Origin of the sequence: Acinetobacter sp. WCHAc060033 (genome assembly GCF_004209125.1) — a bacterium.
In the GTDB taxonomy this organism is placed as follows: domain Bacteria; phylum Pseudomonadota; class Gammaproteobacteria; order Pseudomonadales; family Moraxellaceae; genus Acinetobacter; species Acinetobacter wuhouensis.
The window spans coordinates 1-15,284 of the sequence record NZ_SGSW01000065.1 but is presented as its reverse complement, the minus strand read 5'-3'; the positions used below and the strand labels follow the sequence as shown (position 1 = coordinate 15,284).

Genomic DNA, 15,284 nt, shown 5'->3' with positions numbered 1-15,284 from the left:
CAATCCGCCAACAGTTCCTGTCAAAGTGCCAAGGTCTGTACTTAATCCACCAACTGTGCCAGTCAATTGACCTACTTCAATTGCAAGATCGATAAGAGGATCAGCCCAAACATTACTGCCCATTGTAGACAACACGCCTACAGCCAAAATACTTAAACTCGCACGCTTCAAACTCGACGTCTTAGACTCAGCTACACCTACTTGAGCTGAATCCTCACAAATAATACCTGTAGTGGTATTATTTTTACCTTCACTTTTAGCATTTTCAGACACAACAACCATACACCCCTGTGTCTTACTCCATATTTTCTTAAATATCTTGTTCATAACATTGTCCCCGAATAGAATTATTTAACGGCCTTCAATTAACCTTTTTTTATTTGATCATTAAAAAAAATCATTCGATATACCTGGAACTAGTGATTTTTATCAGATAATGTTAATTTTAACTTAACATGGATGCATGAAATAATACACAATGAAGAATAGAAAAAATAAAAAATAAAACATAAAAATTATAATATTAAATTACAACAGCTTATTTTTAATATTAAATTAAAATAAATAACAACATAATTAAAACTAAAATAAAAAATATTTATTTTAAAATATTAAAAAAACTATGATTTTACCAACTGGTAAATAAAAAAACAAATACAAACCAAATCACAATAATTTTAAAAAAATATACCAAAAATATAAACACCAAAAATAATATAGATTAACTAATAAATAAATATTACTTAAATAAAAATATAGATATCATTCACAATAAACAAATCAATTAAATAACAAACAAAAACCATCTAAATAACACACGCGGAATAAAACAAAAAATTAAACATATTTTTCATGCAATTTATTTTATTTGAAAAACACAAAAAAAATATATAACACACTGTATTTAAATAAATATTAAAGAATATTTCGTTTACTTTTCCATAAAAATAACATAATAAGACAACGCATATTTAAAACAAATGTGTAAAATACCCAATTTCAGGTATAGATAAAATTTACAAATACGATCAAAATATGTTTAAAGGTAAATAATGAGAATATTTCTATGGTAAATAATAATTTAAGTTTACCCGTGCCTGTAATTGTGGTCGAGGATGAACCATTAATTCAACAAAGGTTAAATGATATTTTGCTTGCAATCGGTTACCAAGCAGAAAACCTATACTTTGCACAAGATTTATCTCAAGCCAACAAGCTTTTAGAAAAATACTCAGCTTCATTTGCATTGGTCGATTTGGGCTTACCCGATGGCAATGGCATCGAATTTATAGAAAGCTTAAAAAAGTATGATCCAACCATCACCATACTGGTGATTTCGGCATGGAGTACAGAAGATGCTATTTTGAATGCATTAAGTGCAGGTGCAACAGGTTATGTCTTAAAAGAAAGAGATGATTTAGAAGTGTCATTATCTATAAAAAGTGTACTTCGTGGAGGAGCACCTATTGATCCATTCATTGCACAAAAAATCTTAAAACAGTTACAGCTCAATGAAAAAATCACACCCAATAAACCGAGTAATGAACAAAAAACAAATGATATTGAAGCTGTACTTTCAAAACGAGAAATGGGGATTTTAGAACTCGTTTCGCAAGGGCTGAGTAATAAAGAGATCGCAGATCAACTGAGCCTATCACGTTATACCGTTGAATCTCATATCAAACATATTTATCGGAAACTTGCGGTATGCAACAGAGCCAAAGCGATCGACACAGCACGTCATCTTGGTTTACTCGACTAAGATTTCACTGTGTTGTTTTCGTCTATATTTTATTCGGGTTGATGCAAACAGCCTTTGCAGAAACTCGTCTTGAAATTGATTCTAAAAATCAAAATAATCATTGTACTGCGCAGATTATAAGCACACAAGTTGCTAAAGCTGAAACTGATTTGGCTGTTGTTCCCCAGACAGGTTGGATTGACGTCAAACTTCCAGATAACTGGGAAAACCGCTGGGACAACTATACAGGTTCAGCTTGGTATAAAATTGTTTGGCGTTCAAATTGCTCAGAAAGTATTAACAATCACCCCTTTGCCTTTGTCGTCGATCGAATAAATATGGCAGGTATTGTTTATAGCAATAACGAACTAATATGGCGTGATGCCTCACTTGTAGAACCCTTATCTAGGAGTTGGAATAAGCCTCGCTATTGGTTACTTCCCTCTTCATCATTGAAGCAAGAGCACAATGAGATTTTAGTTCGTGTCGTCGGTGTCCAATCCCAAAAATCAGGACTGGGCGTTGTTAAAATTGGAGACGTAAAAAGTATTACCGATCTACATAAAGAATTAGTCTTTGAACGCAGAACTTTATTCCTCATCAATTTATTAATTACTATGGTTTTAGGAACCATAGGTTTTTTAATTTGGTTATTCAGACGTCAAGAAACTGCTTTTGGCTGGTTTAGTATAAATTCTTTGTTTTGGTCACTTTTTATTTGCAATACGCTTTTGACTGCACCATTTCCGTTTACAGATTCTTTGTTACATGCCAGATTAAATATTATATTTTTATTGGTATACGCATATACAGCATGCTTATTTGTTTGGCGATTTAGCCATGAAAAATTTAAGCATTTAGAAAAAACGTTAGCCACATTCGTACTATTATTTAGCTTGGCTCTGCTCCTCACTCCAGATGATCATTTGTCTACAGTTATGTCCATCGCTTTTTTATACAGCAGTGTAATTTATATTTTAAATTGTTTTTTTATTCAGTGGATTGCTTATAAAAAGAAAAAAATAGATATTTATCTGCTTGCGGCAGTATTTATGTTATTCATGGTGATTATGCTCCATGACCTGTCTTTGATGTCGAATAGTAATTTGGAATCCATTTATTGGACACCATTTGCAGCACCAATCACTAGCCTTGCCATATCTTTTATCCTCTCTTGGCGTATTGCACGTAATATGCGCCATATCGAGAAATTTAATCAAACACTTGAGGAAACAGTCGAAACCGTAACATTTGATCTTGAGCAATCTTTAGCTAAAAAGCATCATTTACAACTCGAAAATATGCGTTTACAAGAACGCTTAAATCTTTCACATGAGTTGCATGATGGTTTAGGTGGCTCGATTGTGCGCTCAATGATTTTGCTTGATCACGCTGAAAATGTTGAAAAAAATCAAGTCATGTCTATGTTTAAGTTACTTCGAAGTGACCTCAGACAAGTGATTGATTCTGGATCAAGTATTGGCGCAAAAACTCCTGAAAGCCCTGTAATGTGGGTTGCACCTCTTCGACATCGATTTGTACAGATTTTTGAAGAAATGGAAATTGAATCCACATGGATTTTTTCTAATCATTGGAATATTAAGCCACCACCATTATATTGCTTAACATTATCCCGTGTGACAGAAGAGGCTTTAACCAACATTGTCAAACATAGCGATGCCACAGATGTCGAAGTCTCATTGTTTGAAAATGATCAAAATGAACTGATCTTAGAAATTAAAGACAATGGTCATGGCTTTGAAGTGAATGCTGTTGAGAAAGGACTACATGTAGGACTACAAAGTATGCAAGTCAGAATTAAACGTCTGGGTGGAGAGTTAGAAATTACTTCACAATCTGGTTTAACTGTGATTCGCGCTATTTTACCGATGAAAGAATAATGTATTTTAAGGTGATTAAAAACTTAGAAATTAATATTTACTACGATACATTTTATTTAGATTCCAATAAATGTGTCTCTATTTAATTTCATTTAATCAGATATGATACGAATTAAAATTTAACACATTCAACCTAGAATTGTGTTATTCATTGGCTAGGGCTTTAGGAATGCTAGAACGTAAGAAAAGTATTAACTTGAATACATTTTATTATGCTTTCTCGTTTTTTTTATTTCTATTGTTTTTACTAAATCCGCAACTCAGTAAAGCAACTGTGCCTACAACGACACAAAACTGCCAAACAAATATTCATTCCGTCCAAATTGTTCAATCAGATGCTAATAACCCGAGTCAAATCAAAGCTCAAACATGGGAAAATGTAGATAGATTACCTGATTATTGGGATAAGCGTTGGAAAGGCTATCACAGTAGTGCTTGGTATAAAGTATTGTGGACTCATAAGTGCCCTTCCAATATACAAGAACCTGTGACATTGACCATTAATCACATCAATATGGCAGGTGAAATTTATCTCAATGATGAGTTTCTCTGGAAAGATCAGTCCTTAGTCGAACCACTTTCTCGCAGTTGGCATAATCCACGTTATTGGATTCTGCCGAGTTCAAGCTTAAAACAAGGTCAAAATACCTTATGGATTCGTGTTGTTGGTACGCCAACTCAAAAATCAGGGTTGGGGCCAGTTCATCTGGGTGAACATACCCAAATAATGGATATTTACAAACAGGCTGTATTAGAAAAGCGTAGCCTCCCTTCTCTTAATTTATTTGTAAATTTAATTGTAGGTTTGTTTTGTTTAATCGTATGGTTATTTATCCGTAGCGAATATGCTTTTAAATGGTTTGGTTTCGTGACTATTCTATGGTTAATCTATAGTTATCTAGTGTTGCGATCTGATCCACTTCTTTCATTAACAAGTACAACTATTGATCGTTTCAGTGTCATTACTTTTTCTATTTATGCCTCTGTCGGTTGTATTGCAGCATGGCGTTTTGCAAAAAGTACATTTCCAAAAGCAGAAAAAATACTTTTGTTTTTTTGTATATTTTCAACCATTATTATTCTTTTCGTCCCAATTCAGTATCTCCCAACAACACTGAATCTTGTATTTCTTATTGGGGTGATCATCTTTATTTTAAAATGTTTAACATATCCTTATATTGCTTATAAATCAAAATTAAAAGAGGCTTATTTCCTCTCCTTGCAATATTTATTCTTCTTCCCAATTGCGATCAATGATGCAATTTATATGCTGACCCTGAAAGGGCAAATTCTTTCTCCCTATACAGCACCGATTAGTACCATTACTGTAGGCTTAGTGCTTGCGTATCGTCTGTCGAATAATGCAAAAAGCATTGCTCAGTTTAATAAAACTTTGGAGCAAAGTGTTATTCAAGCGAAAGATGAACTGTCTGTATCGTTAAATAATCAACATCAATTGGCATTAGAAAACGTAAAATTACAAGAACGCATCCATTTTTCACATGATTTGCATGATGGATTAGGAGGTTCTATTTCGCGCTCGCTTATCTTGCTTGAAAAGTATGATCATATTGAAAAAGATCAAATGCTGTCTATTTTAAAGTTATTACGTAATGATTTGCGTCAGACCATTGATTTTGGTTCAAGCCAAGAATCACAAATTCCTGATACACCTATTCTTTGGGCAGCGAATATACGGCACCGTTTTGTGATGATTTTTGAAGAAATGGAAATCAGTTCAAAATGGGACATCATGCCACAATGGCAAAGCACACCTTCAACTTTACAATGTTTGACTTTGGCACGTGTTGCGGAAGAAGCACTGAATAATATTGTCAAACATAGTCAAGCGACTGAAGTTAAAGTTTCACTTTATGAAGCGCAACAAAATCTGATTTTAGTGATTGAAGATAACGGTATTGGCTTTATTCCTCATGAAGTTGAAGCTGGACTACATGTCGGTTTGCATAGTATGCAACAACGTGTAAGCCGCTTAAATGGGCAGTTTGAAATCAACTCACAATCTGGTCAAACTATTTTAAAAGTTAGTTTGCCTTTTACCGCATAACACAAAGGTCACTTAATCTAAACAAAAAGAACAATCGAATATCTTCGAATTGCTCTTTGTCTACCCGAAAATTATAAACTTAATTCACATTATTTCTTTCTTGAACGCATCACAACAGAACTTGCAGTTAACATCATTAAACCCAGTAATGACCACAATCCTGTACTACCACCACCACTTTTACTCGTTGAAGTAGTTTCATTATTTAAAACTAAATCCACAATCACTGGATCGTGATCCGAAGAACGGAAAGCATCAGCATTATAGAAGGCTGTGATTTGTTCAGGCGTTTTATATTCTTCATTATAATCTAGTGCTGTAGGTTCATCGGCGTTGATATGCCATGCAAATGCACGTTTCACCATTGGATATAGATTTACATCAGCTATCGCATGATCTAAATTCCCCGCACCACCATAACCATCTGCATCACTTGCTACACCAAATACATAACTATATGCAGACTTACCCTGCCCAATTTTCTCATCATTTAAAAGCACTTTATAATTGGCTTTTTCCAATGCCAAAATTGGATCTTCTTTGGCATAACTATTCATATCGCCAACCAATAAATAGTTTGGCTTTTCCGCTTTGGTTGGATTAGTCGCTATCCATTGCATCAGTTTTTGCACCGCAGTTAAACGTGTTGCATTCCAACAGCCTTGCCCATCACCTTGATTGGCATCGACAGATTTAGTGTCTTCAGGACAACTGCCTTTAGATTTAAGATGATTCGGTACAATGGTAAATGTTTTTCCGCCATTCACACCTTGGAAAGACTGTGCCATCGTGACACGATTCTTCTGTGTTAAATCATCATAAATGACGGGTACACCCACTGGTTTTACTCGCTTACTGTTATAAATAATTGCAACTGCAATCGCATCTGTACCTAATTTCGCACTGTTTGGTGGAATCACATATTTCCAATCCGCACCCAAAGCTTTCGTTAAGTAAGCTACTGCACTATTTTCACCATAGCCATTATTTGCAATTTCCATTAAGCCATAAACATCTGCATCAATGGTTTTCATTGCACTGACAATCTTGGCATGTTGTTTGTCAAACTCTGCTTTAGACGATGCACCACGTTCAGAAGGAAAACCTTTTTCCAAACCATTGTCATAGTTCAGAACATTAAATGCAGCAACGCGAATTTGCTTGCTCTCTTTTGCAAGGATCGTCGCTGTTCGAGGATTTGAATCTTTCAAAATCTCAGGTAATGCTTTGCTTTGAATCGGTTGAATACGCCATGCATTGAAGCGATACTCTAAAATCCCTTCGACATTTTTAACCTGATAACCTGCGCGTAATGTATTGAGTGCATTAAAATTTTGAGGTAACCACGGTGTTCTATTTTGATTGTTATAGCCATCATCAAGGATGATTTTGGATAATAAATTCTGTTTTGCAAGATTTACCGCTTCTGTAGATTTTGCAGGATATAAATTGGTTGGAATATATAAACGCCCCAAACTCAATGAGAGTTCACCTTAGCGACCATAATTATAGTTTTCACTCACCGTTAAAGTCTGAGGAATTTTAACCAACATGCCTTGGTAGCGTTTTGGCACATTACCATTGGTATCAGTTAAACTTGTAAATGGTAATTGTAATGGCGTTGCACTCACAAGATTTGAAGCTTGATTATTACACGTTTCGATATTGCTACTGAGTTGATCGAGTTGTAATTGATTTTGATAAGAGGTTAAACGCCCTTTAAAAATCACCTCCTCACCGACTTTACCACCTGTGATGGTACTTCCTGCGGGAAGATAAACAAAGATCGCATTGGTTAAATTTGGTTTCGCTTTACTGTCTTGGGTTTGAATATAAAAACCTGAAAAACCATTGTCATAACGGTAATCCGCTGTAATGACACCACGAACCACATATTGCTGATTTTGGGTTGCTGATTGTAAATCTGCAATTGGTGTATCTGCTGTACTACAACTGACTGAACTTACAGGCGGTGTCGTGGTTGTAGCCCCTAAATATGTGCTAAATGCATTACGATCTGACCATTTTGTCCATTCACTATCCAAATCAAAGTTTGCAGTCGGATCGACGGAAGTCACATTATTACTGGTTTTGATACGACTTAAACTGTTTTGATAGCTTGAAATCGTTGTACCCCAACCATTATTGGCAGGCTTCTTACCCACTTTACCAAAACGGTCAACAGCTACGCCTTTATATAAAAGCACCAAGGCATCATCACCATTAAAAGCTAAACCAGCCACTTGATTAACTTTATTTCCAAGTTCAGCTTGAAGCTCAGAGCGACCAACTAAAAATTTTGCTTTGCTCGCAATACTGCCTTGTAAGTTGAATGTCACAGGCTTATCTGTTGTGCCGTTGCTTTGTTGCTGAATTTGATAATCTGCAAGATTGACTGTTGCGCCATCAGGATTATAAATTTCCAGACCTTTACGATTGGCAGTACCATCAATATATTGGCTAAACATCAATTGTGCATAGCTTGGAAATGAACACCCCAAGAGCGTTAAGCTTAAACATAGTGTATGAGGTTTGAGTATTTTCATGATTTTTATCATTTGTTGAAATTCAAATTAGGGTAATTTTTATAAATGACAAGGCTATGAATATTTTATGACATTTTATTCTGATTTAATTCACTTTGATTCTATCAAAAAATTTGACTTGACGAACTCAGGTCTTACAATACGCCTTTTAGATTTTTAATATTGTCGAATCATGTCAAACGATCAAATTGAAGCGCAAGTTGTAGACTTGGATAATTTGCAAGAACACCGTGAAATTGTGACTTTCATGCGTAGATCATCACCGCTGAATACTTCACAAACGACTGCGCTTGAACAACATCGTGAAATGATTTTGGAATATCCTGTTGGTGATTTACGTCAGCATTTTGAACATCCTGAACGTCCACTTACTGTTGAAATCGGTTTTGGTATGGGGCGTTCTTTGGTACTGATGGCAAAAGCCAATCCTGAACGTAACTTTGTCGGTATCGAAGTACATATTCCAGGTATTGCGCAATGTGTTTATGAAGCAGGTGTTGCTGAAGTTAAGAACTTACGTGTTTTAGATGCGGATGCGATTCAAGTGCTTCGTGAAATGCCTGATAATAGTATCAATACGATACAACTTTACTTTCCTGACCCTTGGCAGAAGAAACGTCATTTTAAACGTCGTTTTGTATCACATGACCGTATGCCTTTGGTTGAGGAAAAGTTGGAAATCGGTGGTACGTTCCATTCAGCAACGGATTGGGAACCGTATGCGGAATGGATGCTAGATGTATTAGACAATCGTCCACGTTTGGAAAACCTTGCAGGCAAAGGCAACAGTTATCCACGTCCTGAATGGCGTCCACAGACTAAGTTTGAACGTCGTGGGATCGAATCAGGTCATAAGATTAACGATTTTATTTTTAAGAAAATTAGTTAATTCAACAAGATTTTTATTGCGAATATCATAGATGACAAAGCCGTAATTTTTTACGGCTTTGTTTGTTTTTAGATCTAGAGATTTAAGCTTTCAAACGTATGAATGACTTAAATAGCACAGGCTCTAGTCCAGTAAATTTACACGCTTAATTATTTTTAAACCATTTGATCATGCAAAAAGTTGCTGTGAATGCCGATCAAAGACTTTATTCTGCAACTGAGTCTGCATATATTCTGCATAGACGGATAATTTTTCATAAATATGCTCAGAATAAAACATATCATCCACCAAATTCTTGGCACGCTCTAAATCATATAAACCTGATAAATATAAAATTTGTGCATTTAACTCAGCATATCTACGACATAGGTCAATATGAAAATCATCTTTACGCTTAAAGAGCAATTTTTGCATTACCAATGGTGATTGTGATGCATCAAATGTATGATTCAACAAAAGCGCTTGTCGCGTAGGCTGAATCTGCAAAATTCTGACATGAAAAAACTTCTCTATTTCAAATAATGCTTCACTACTGATGAGACAGTCAGAAATTAAAAAAATCGTCGATACTTCAGCTTGGGTTAACGCATTGATTAATTGCATCAATACAAATTCAACATCAGACCCATTTGAATCATGAAAATCTAAAAATAGATTTAAACTCTCTAAAACATTGTCATCTATTTTTTTGAGATTTAAAGTTTTTTCAACTTGATAATACCGTTTTAAAATATTGAGTACAGGCTCTGTCAAAGGTGTTGAATAAATCACAGTTTGATTTAAATTTGACAGAATAAATGGCGCAAACAAATATGCCAGTTTTGTGTGATCGTCTTGCCCATCATGGTTCGTAATGGCAGATTGAATAATGGCGGTATGCTTCTGTTTAGAAAACTCACGTAAAACTTTGGCTCTGAGTAAAGTGGCTTCAATATTTACAAATTTTCGATTTAAATTCTCTAAAACCGATTTTACACATCCATGATCAGTCAAAATTGTTGTCAATACATCAAGTTGCATTGTGACAAACATTGTCTAGCCTCATTCTACAGGTCAAGTTTCCCCTATTCTCTAAATAAATAGCATAAAATAATAGCCACAAAATTTTGGAAAAAATATATAACAGATTTCTTCAAAATCTAGCAATCTGTTATAGTCATTTCGATACAGATCATCCTTTTGAAGTATTTATGTATAAATCTGAACAGTTAGCACATAGCTTAAAACTCTTGATTGAAAATGGAACTTGGAAAGCCAATCAAAAGCTCCCATCCTTACGTCAGCAGGTTGAACAATCAGGTTTAAGCTTAATCACTGTGATGAATGCCTATCAGGAACTGGAAGCACAGGGCTTGATTTATTCAAAAGAAAAATCAGGTTATTTTGTTGCAGAACAACAAACAAAAGAAACCGTACATGCCATCAATGAAAAAATTGAAATTAACTCGATTGTTTTTAAATATTTAAAGTCGATCCAATCTGAACATATTATTCCTCTAGGTTCAGCCTTTCCCAACAGTCAACTACTCTACTCCGCAAAACTGATTCAAACCCTTGGACAGTTGGCACGACAACGACGTAGCTATGAGCAAACACCAAGTCTTCCACCTGGAAATTATGAATTAAGAAAAATCATCGCTCAAAAATATGCCATGCAAGGAATTCCGACAGATCCTTCCGATATTGTGATCACTTCGGGCGGTTTAGATGCCTTAAATCTATCGCTACAAGCACTGACCCATGCTGGCGATTATATTTTACTACAGCAGACTATTTTTTACGGCGCATGGCAGGCAGCTGAACGCTTAGGCTTAAAAGTAATTACGATTCCTGAGCATCCTGTGCATGGGATAGACCTCGATGCTTTTGAACAAGCCATTCTAAAATACCCCATCAAAGTGTGTATGTTGATGTTGAATAGTCAAAATCCGATTGGGTTTACGGTGTCTGATGAGATTAAATTAGAACTTGCCAAACTATTGAATAAACACCAGATTTATCTCATTGAAGATGATGTTTATGAAGAACTACATTATGATCAGAAAAAACCCTTATCGATGAAATATTTTGATCAACAGAATTGGGTACTACATTGCTCATCATTTTCAAAAACTTTAGGTGCTGGTTTTCGAATTGGCTGGGTTTATGCAGGAAAATTTTCGGAGCATATTCAACATAGTCAACTCATGAGTACCTTGTCAGTCAATTCTTTTATTCAAAATGCTTTGGTTGAATATCTCTCACATCGACATTATGAAAAGCACTTAAAAACACTTCGTTCAACCTTACAACGATTTAAAAAACAATATTTTAATTATCTCAAAAATCACTTACCAGACTCATGTCAAATTCATTATTATCCCTCTGGATATTTTCTATGGATTGAATTACCTGAACAGGTGAATAGTAATGTCATTTACCACACCATGCTTGAACATGGCGTAAGTATTACACCAAGCCATCTATTTAATATTACTGATCAAAATCATCATTTCATCCGTATTAATTGCTCATTTGAAATTAATGAGCATATTCAAAATGCCTTGAGTTTATTGGTAAAAATTATACAAAACCAAATGAATGGATAATATTCAATGCTATAACAGATGACTCAATATCTAACCTATCTGTTATAGTTTTTTTTATTTTTTTTGTATCTACTGCCTTACATCATCTCGCTAGATAATCGATTCATATTAAGCAGAAAGAGATTTTGCGATGAATAATGATCAACGTCCTAAAAAGCCACAATATGCAGACAGCTCTATTTCAGATAAAGCCTTTAAGCGCATGATTCTCTGGTTTTTTGTTTATTGTGCCCTGTTCTGTATTGGTGTGATCGTGACCATTGGTTGGGATCACGCTGCACTTAATTAAGTCATTGAAATTTCATTTAAATCTAGACCTGATTCTCTCCCAAACTTCAGGTTTAGATTCTTTTTAAATTCGTAAATCAAAATACTTTACGAATTTCAACACTAGGATCATATTGATCTAAGCGCTTTGCCAAAATATGTAAATGCCGTGTAGGAACAGCAGGAAATAAGTGATGTTCAACATGATAAAACATATTATAAGTTACAACTCGCTTAAGCTCATGGCGAACCGTTCTCGCCATATAAATATGATCTTCAGTATCATGATGAACCGTCCAAACTGCAAAAAAAGCGGTCATACATTGCCCAATCAACATGGCTATTACGTGATATTTAAGCAATGTAATGTCTAAAACGACAAAGATGGTGATCAATAACAAAAAATTGGCAAATAACTCAGCAATCATCCACTTTTTTTGCGTATTTGTACCGACTTGAAATGCTTTTCGATGTAATAAAATTGGAAAAAAAGGACCAAAGAGCAAAGCTTGCCACCACTTCATTCTGGCACTTTTAGCTTCTACATCTTCATCTTGCATACAGTGCTGATGGTGGCGTAAATGGTTAATTTGTACTGCATGCATTGAACCGAGCATAAGTATACTGAGAATAAACATTGCCCAATGTGTGCTTTGTTTACTAATGCCCAGTGCAAAATGAAATGCATTATGAACTTGTCTTAGACCTGTCAAAAAAAACATAAATGAACAAAATAATGCAGGAATATACCATGCTGAATAAGCAAAATAGAATGATGCGACGAGCCAAGGTAAAGAAATCAGCAATTCAGAATAAATTGCTTTTTTATCCAATTGAACTAAGTCTTTCCAAGCGACTTCTTTTAATAATCGTTGTTGAATATTCATTTGTACTATAATTATTTTTTGATTTAGATCAATATATAAACATCTAAAACAAGATACAAGCCATTTAAACATCTTGTATCTTAAAATTTAAAAAACACCAAATACTGATGGTTTAAAATAGATTTTACTGCTACATAAAACTACATTACAAATCAATGCTGTCCTGTTTGAATCCCCTGACTCAGCATGTGATAGATTTTTTTCAAATCCTCTCGCTCATCAGCTTCAAGCATTTTTTCATGCATATTTAAAATATTCAAATCACCACGTATCGCAGGTCCTGTTTGCATAGCTCGCGGGTCATTCTGTGTTGCTTTATTGGCAGTTTCTAAGATCAAAGGATAGAGCAAACTAAAATCAACTTGTTTCGAATCGACCACCTGCTTTGCCATGTCATAACAATAATTACTAAAATTACATGCAAATACTGCAGCCAAGTGCAAACTTAAACGCTGTTCAGATGAATATTGATATACACGTTTACTTAGGCTATTTGCTAATATTGTTAAAATTTCCAAATCTTGTGCCGATGTTGCTTCGACAAATAAAGGGGTATTCTCCCAAGCTATTTCACGTTCCACACTGAACGTCTGTAAAGGATAAAACACACCTGACTTTGCATGATATTGAGTCAACACATCCAAGTTGGTACTGCCAGAAGTATGTACTATCAGTACATTTTCCAAATAACGACCTATAGCTTGAATGACTTGCGAAATAGCTTGATCACTCACTGCGATGATCAACAGATCAATATCAGCTACTAATTTTTGATCATTTACAATTGCTTCCGCATTTACCAACTGCGCAAGTTTTTCAGCATGAGCTATGTTTCGACTGTAAATCTGAACAATTTGATGCTGTTTAGATAGGACTTTCGCCAAATGTGTCGCCACACGACCTGAACCAATAAAACTGATACGCATATAAAATCTGATCTTTTCCAATAGAACCACAGCATGCCAAGAAAAAAGGGATGAATCAATTCATCCCTTTCCAAATCTACATTCATCTAGAACATCGACTGAATACATAATCTTTCAGATGGTCATAAATCAATGAATGACCTCAATTGATCGAATTGTTTAAATAAATAATTCGTTCAGCTGTACGCTGATTAAAACACTTGGTATATTGCATGTCTTGATTCTGTTGCTGCATTGCATCGTCCCAATAAGCATACTGCCGTTGATAGGTTTCACGCTCACTTTCAGCAATATCACCTACAGACTTTTGTGAAATCACCTTACAATCGACATCACGCTTTTCAAACCAATCCGCTTGATCTTGTTTTTGCTGAACTCTTTGTTCTTCGCTCAAACGATCCCAAGTTTGATTTAAACGCTCGACTTGTTTCGCATTTTCCTCATCCAATTCTTTTTTACGAATATCCATTGCTTTTTGTGCAAGTTGAGTTTGTGCTGCATTTTCTGTAGCACTCACTTCCGCCTGTTCATTCATTTTTTTATTTTGTTCCATATAAGCAGCATATTGGACAGCTTTGACAGTTACAGTCGTCACTCCTTCAATAACCGCATCTTGGTTTAATACATCTAGTGATAAACCATCTTGATCTGTTTTAACCACATTATAGTTAAACTTACCTTTTAACTGATCATTGTTTAATATCAGCTTTGATTCACCTGACTCAATCGACTCACGTAAACTGCCATAGCCTTCTTCACATTCTTCACACTGTTGCTTATATTCTTGATAAGCATTTTCAGCACGTTGTTGTAAACCTTTCGGAAATTGCACCACCAACTGACTCTCACATTCTAATTGATTGGTTTTATTAGGGTCGGCAGTAACAGTACGCACAGACTTAATTTCAAATTTAAGACCATTATTAATTTTCTGTAAGAGAGCTTGGTCTGCTTCATAATGTGAGTCATTTAAGCGATTTGAGACTTCATTTAAATACTCATTTTTTAAATAATCTTGTATCTGTTTTAGATTTTCTGGATTGGTACAACTCCACTCAGAAAGACTTGCATTACTTGCTTCTTTTTTATTTTTAAAATAATCACATCCACTCAACATCAGCGTACTTGAAACAACAGTAATAATGAATAATGGGGTTAATAATTTTTTCATTGTTTATCCAATCGTATTTTTATGTCTGCTATTTAAGCAAATTTCAGTTTTATTTTCGAGCAAAAAATAAAAGCTTCTCGGAAGAAGCTTTTATCAGTATGGTTAAATTAATAGGCTCAATTACGGTGTAGTTGCACCAGCAACTTCAAACTCAATACGACGGTTTTTAAATTGACCTTCTTTGGTTGAGTTATCCGCAATTGGATTGTCTTGACCATGCCCTTCAGCAGTTAATTGACCTGCACTTGCACCTTTTTCAACGAGGTATGCTACAACTGATTTTGCACGCTTCTCAGAAAG

The 15,284-nt window shown here is 35.0% G+C and carries 12 protein-coding genes and 1 pseudogene; 6 read left to right on the top strand and 7 right to left on the bottom strand.

Annotated elements, in window-relative coordinates; genetic code table 11:
• Positions 1–327, bottom strand: a 327-nt coding sequence (locus EXE10_RS18760) for an ESPR domain-containing protein (protein ID WP_130114405.1), incomplete at its 3' end; no start/stop codon positions are given.
• Between the two features lie 739 nt (positions 328–1,066).
• Here EXE10_RS18760 and EXE10_RS18755 point away from each other — a divergent pair.
• The 3 genes from EXE10_RS18755 (at position 1,067) to EXE10_RS18745 (ending at position 5,710) form a co-directional block, all read left to right on the top strand.
• A complete protein-coding gene (locus EXE10_RS18755) occupies positions 1,067–1,762 on the top strand; it encodes a LuxR C-terminal-related transcriptional regulator (RefSeq protein WP_130114404.1) in 696 nt (231 codons plus the stop codon).
• Positions 1,708–3,642, top strand: a complete 1,935-nt coding sequence (locus tag EXE10_RS18750) for an ATP-binding protein (RefSeq protein ID WP_130114403.1) — start codon at positions 1,708–1,710, stop codon at positions 3,640–3,642. The genes EXE10_RS18755 and EXE10_RS18750 overlap by 55 nt, the downstream gene beginning before the upstream one ends.
• A gap of 169 nt (positions 3,643–3,811) precedes the next feature.
• On the top strand, positions 3,812–5,710 hold the full coding sequence (locus EXE10_RS18745; RefSeq protein ID WP_130114402.1) for an ATP-binding protein: 1,899 nt from the start codon (positions 3,812–3,814) through the stop codon (positions 5,708–5,710).
• Positions 5,711–5,799: 89 nt separating this feature from the next.
• Here EXE10_RS18745 and EXE10_RS18740 read toward each other — a convergent pair.
• Positions 5,800–8,256 (bottom strand): annotated as a pseudogene (locus tag EXE10_RS18740) (ExeM/NucH family extracellular endonuclease).
• 172 nt (positions 8,257–8,428) lie between these two features.
• Here EXE10_RS18740 and trmB point away from each other — a divergent pair.
• Entirely contained in the window at positions 8,429–9,145 is a 717-nt protein-coding gene (trmB, locus tag EXE10_RS18735; RefSeq protein ID WP_087552051.1) for a tRNA (guanosine(46)-N7)-methyltransferase TrmB, read from the top strand.
• Positions 9,146–9,313: 168 nt separating this feature from the next.
• Here the strand turns inward: trmB and EXE10_RS18730 are convergent, their stop codons facing one another.
• Positions 9,314–10,177: a hypothetical protein gene (locus tag EXE10_RS18730; protein ID WP_130114401.1), complete on the bottom strand. Its 864-nt coding sequence runs from the start codon at positions 10,175–10,177 to the stop codon at positions 9,314–9,316.
• Between the two features lie 158 nt (positions 10,178–10,335).
• Between EXE10_RS18730 and EXE10_RS18725 the strand changes: the two genes are divergently transcribed.
• Positions 10,336–11,733 carry a PLP-dependent aminotransferase family protein gene (locus EXE10_RS18725; RefSeq protein WP_130114400.1) on the top strand — a complete coding sequence of 466 codons (1,398 nt, stop codon included), beginning with the start codon at positions 10,336–10,338 and terminating at the stop codon, positions 11,731–11,733.
• 130 nt (positions 11,734–11,863) lie between these two features.
• On the top strand, positions 11,864–12,022 hold the full coding sequence (locus EXE10_RS21580) for a hypothetical protein (protein ID WP_162994936.1): 159 nt from the start codon (positions 11,864–11,866) through the stop codon (positions 12,020–12,022).
• 76 nt (positions 12,023–12,098) lie between these two features.
• On the opposite strand, the gene EXE10_RS18720 is transcribed toward EXE10_RS21580, so the two are convergent.
• From EXE10_RS18720 to EXE10_RS18705, 4 genes are all read right to left on the bottom strand, one after another.
• Positions 12,099–12,887 (bottom strand): fatty acid desaturase family protein, encoded by a 789-nt coding sequence (locus EXE10_RS18720; RefSeq protein ID WP_130114399.1) that lies wholly within the window; start codon positions 12,885–12,887, stop codon positions 12,099–12,101.
• 152 nt (positions 12,888–13,039) lie between these two features.
• The gene (locus EXE10_RS18715; RefSeq protein ID WP_130114398.1) at positions 13,040–13,813 is read right to left on the bottom strand and encodes a Rossmann-like and DUF2520 domain-containing protein; all 774 of its coding nucleotides are present in this window, start codon (positions 13,811–13,813) and stop codon (positions 13,040–13,042) included.
• Positions 13,814–13,955: 142 nt separating this feature from the next.
• The gene (locus EXE10_RS18710) at positions 13,956–14,984 is read right to left on the bottom strand and encodes a DUF1311 domain-containing protein (RefSeq protein ID WP_130114397.1); all 1,029 of its coding nucleotides are present in this window, start codon (positions 14,982–14,984) and stop codon (positions 13,956–13,958) included.
• Between the two features lie 120 nt (positions 14,985–15,104).
• On the bottom strand, positions 15,105–15,284 hold a 180-nt coding region (locus tag EXE10_RS18705), incomplete at its 5' end, for an OmpA family protein (protein ID WP_130114396.1).